2 protein-coding genes are annotated in these 3,482 nt (G+C 77.8%); both read right to left on the bottom strand.

Annotated features, from left to right (window positions below):
* Positions 1-328 precede the first annotated feature (328 nt).
* A complete protein-coding gene (locus ACFV3R_RS34535; protein WP_385591507.1) occupies positions 329-1,918 on the bottom strand; it encodes a PP2C family protein-serine/threonine phosphatase in 1,590 nt (529 codons plus the stop codon).
* Positions 1,919-2,325: 407 nt separating this feature from the next.
* A partial coding sequence (locus ACFV3R_RS34530; RefSeq protein WP_385591505.1) for an NlpC/P60 family protein occupies positions 2,326-3,482 on the bottom strand: 1,157 nt, incomplete at its 5' end.

Raw genomic sequence — 3,482 nt, 5'->3', positions numbered from 1 at the left:
GGCGCCCCGCCGCGGCTCGCCCCGCGGACGGCCCCGACCCCCCGGGCGGGCCCGGGGGCCCCGGGCGCGCCCCCCAACCCCCCCCGCCCCCCCCCCACCCGTTCTCCGGGGGGGCCCGGGGCCGTTCCGTCCGTCACAGCACAGTGCCGAGGCGGGGGGCCGCTCGGCCACGGACCGTCACAGCACAGTGCCGACGCGGGGGGCCGCTCGGCCACTGACCGTCACCGCATCCCTCGCGCAACCGGCCACGCCACCGGCCCCGCCGCGCAGCCCCGCGGGGCGGACGGGGCGGACGGGGGCCTTCGGCCGCCGCAGGGGCCGTTGCGCGTCAGCCGCGGTCCAGGAGCAGCGCCGCCACGTCGTCGGTCAGCTCGCCGCCGTTGAGGTCGCGGGCGGCGGCCATGGTCGCGTCGAGCAGGTCCTCGCCGTGCAGGCCGGCGGCGAGGTGGTCGCCGACCAGCCGGGCCAGGCCCTCCTGCCCCAGCCGCTCGCGGCCCTCCCCGATGCGCCCCTCGATCAGGCCGTCGGTGTACATCAGCAGGCTCCACTCGCCGCCGAGCGCTACCTGGTGGCGTGGCCACCGCGCCCCGGGCAGGACGCCGAGAGCCGGCCCGCTGCCCTCGTAGGGGAGCAGCCGGGGCCTGCGCCCCGCGCCCATGAGCAGGGGGGAGGGGTGCCCGGCCAGGCACACCCCCGCGCTCCGGCCGTCGGGGGCGATGTCGACCGTGCACAGCGTCGCGAAGATCTCGTCGCCCACCCGCTCGTTCTCCAGCACCCGGTGGAGCGTGCCGAGCAGCTCGTCGCCGCAGAGCCCGGCGAAGGTCAGCGCCCGCCAGGCGATGCGCAGCTCCACGCCCAGCGCCGCCTCGTCGGGGCCGTGCCCGCAGACGTCGCCGATCATCGCGTGGACCGTGCCGTCGGGGGTGCGGACGGTGTCGTAGAAGTCGCCGCCCAGCAGGGCACGGCTGCGGCCCGGCCGGTACCGGGAGGCGAAGTGCAGGTCGGAGCCGTCCAGCAGCGGCGTCGGCAGCAGACCGCGCTCCAGGCGGGCGTTCTCCTCCGCCCGCAGCCGCGTCTCGGTGAGCTGCCGCTGGGCCCCGTCGGCCCGCTTGCGGGCGACCGCGTAGCGCACCGCCCGGCTCAGGACCGCGCCGTCCAGCTCGTCGCGGAAGAGGTAGTCCTGCGCGCCGACGCGCACCGCCTCGACGGCCCGGTCCGCGTCCGCCTCCGCGGTCAGCACCACCACGGCGTGGTGGGGGGCCAGTCGCAGCACCGAGCGGAGCGCGTCCAGCTCGAACCGGGCCTCCGGAGCGTCGCTGCCGCCGGCCGCGGCCTCGTCCCGCCGGCCCGCGGGGGACGCGGCCTCGCCTTCGGCCCGGCCCTCGCCGTCCAGCGGGGCGAGGTCGAGGACGATGCAGTGGACGTCGTCGGTGAGCAGCCGCTGCGCCTCGGTGAGGTTGCGGGCGTTGCGCACCCGGGTCCGGCGGCCCTTCCAGTCGCGCATCTCGGGCAGCGCCCGGGTGGGGTCGTCGCCGATGACGAGCAGGGTCAGCGCGCCACCGGTGGCCGCTGCCACCTGCGGCGCGTCCTCGGACGTGTCGTCGTGGGAGTGCTCCTCGCCGGCCGCGGCCTGCGCGGGAGCCGCCCCGCCGGGCGTCTCCGCCTCCGGGGCGCCGACTGCCGGCGCCGGCTGCGGGGTGTGGTGCGGGGTGGCCGGGGCATCCTGCGGCGCCTCGGCCCGCGGCGGGGCCGAGGCGGCCTCGGGCGCGGGCCCGGCGGGGGCGTCGACTGCGGCCCCGCGGCCGGACACGGCAGCCTCGGCGGGTGCGCCGCACATCGCGTACGCGCCCGTCGCCGGCTCGGCGGCGCCCTGGGCGGGCGCTGCGGCCGACCGCTGGCGCGGCACGGGTACGGTCATCGTCTTGAGCTTCCTTCCCTCCCCCGAGGGTGTGGTGATGACCGGACCGGCTCACCACCCTGCCCGGCTCCCCCGCCGGACCGGGCCCGTCGGGGCGCCTCACGGCGGATGAGCACCGGGCACCAACTGGCGACCATAGCGGCCGGTCCGGCGGTGCGGGAACGAGCGGCGTCGGGGGCCTGCGTCATATGACGGGATATGCCGGGCCGACCAGCCCTTTGCCGGCGCGGCCCGCGCGCCCCATGACGAACGTCACGTACCGCGACTGCAACCGGAGGGCGATCCACCCCACACTCCGGCCGTCCGGTGACCATCCCGTCACCCACCGTCCTCCCGGCCGTCCCCGGTCCGGCGGAGGCCCCGCCCGGCCCGGGCCGCGGCCCGCCACCGACCGCCCCTGCCCACCGTCAGCGCTCACTCCCGCCGCCGGTCACCGGCCGTCTGTCACTGACCGTCACCGCTCCCCCGTCTCCCCCGCCCGCACCGTCGCCATCGGGCCGGACCACGCCGAGGATCTTCATGGTGCCGGCGCCGGTGACGGTCACCTGGCGGCCCGGGCGCGGGGCGTGGATGATCCGGCCGCCGCCGACGTACAGGGCGACGTGACTGGCGTCGTCGAAGTAGACGACGAGGTCACCGGGGCGTATCTCGCGCAGCGGTACGTGCGGGAGCCGGCGCCACTGCTCCTGCGAGGTGCGCGGCACCGGGTGGCCGGCGGCCTGCCAGGCGCGCATGGTCAGCCCCGAGCAGTCGAAGGTGTCGGGCCCCTCGGCTCCCCACACGTAGTCCTTGCCTAGCTGCGCCGTGGCGTAGGCCACCGCCTTCCGGCCGGCGGGGGAGGCCTTCGCCGCGTCCTTGCCGAGCTTGCCGGAGGCGAGCCACTGGCGCTGCTGCTCCGCGGCCCGTTCGGCCTCCAGCCCGGCCAGGCGTCTGCGCTCCGCCTCCTGCAGGCGCGACTCCACCTTCCTGGCGGCGGAGATCCTGTGGCGGACGTTCCGCTCGGTGGCCTCCTTGGCCTTGCGGTCGGCCACCAGCTGCCGCCAGCGCGTCCTCGCCTCCCGCGAGTGGTCGCGCAGCGTGTCCTTCTCCCGGGCCAGGCGGTTCAACGCGGTGTGGGCGGCGGCCTGCGCCTTGCGGGTAAGGGTGGCTCCCTCCAGGAAGCTGCCGGGGTCGGAGGAGAAGGCCAGCTTCGCCCCCGGTGGCACGCCTCCCGCCCGGTACTGGGCGCTGGCGAGGGCGCCGACCTGCTTCTGCAGGGCGTTGATGCGGGACTGGGTGTGCAGGATGTCGCGGCTGAGGGCGTCGACGGCGCGTTGCTGGCGGTCGGTCTTCTCCTTCGCCGCGTCGTACGCCTCGGTGGCGCTCTCCGCCTCCCGGTAGAGACGGTCGATCTGCCGGTGGACGGCTGCGAGCCGGGCGTCGGCCGCCTCCCCGCCGTCCGCCACCGGGTCGGCGTAGGCGGCGGAGCCGCCCGCGAGGAGGGCACCGGTGGCGCAGAGCACCAGGGCGGTGCAGGTCACCAGCGTGCGCCGGACCGCGGCCAGGCCCCGGGGCCGGCCCGGGC

Origin of the sequence: Streptomyces sp. NPDC059740 (assembly GCF_042733155.1) — a bacterium.
Lineage (GTDB): Bacteria > Actinomycetota > Actinomycetes > Streptomycetales > Streptomycetaceae > Streptomyces.
Note: the sequence above shows the minus strand (reverse complement) of the source record. Positions and strands in the feature narration are given on the sequence as shown.

Coding starts and splice junctions, on each gene's coding strand:
- ACFV3R_RS34535 (WP_385591507.1), bottom strand. CDS start 1,918: ATGACCGTACCCGTGCCGCGCCAGCGGTCGGCCGCAGCGCCCGCCCAG.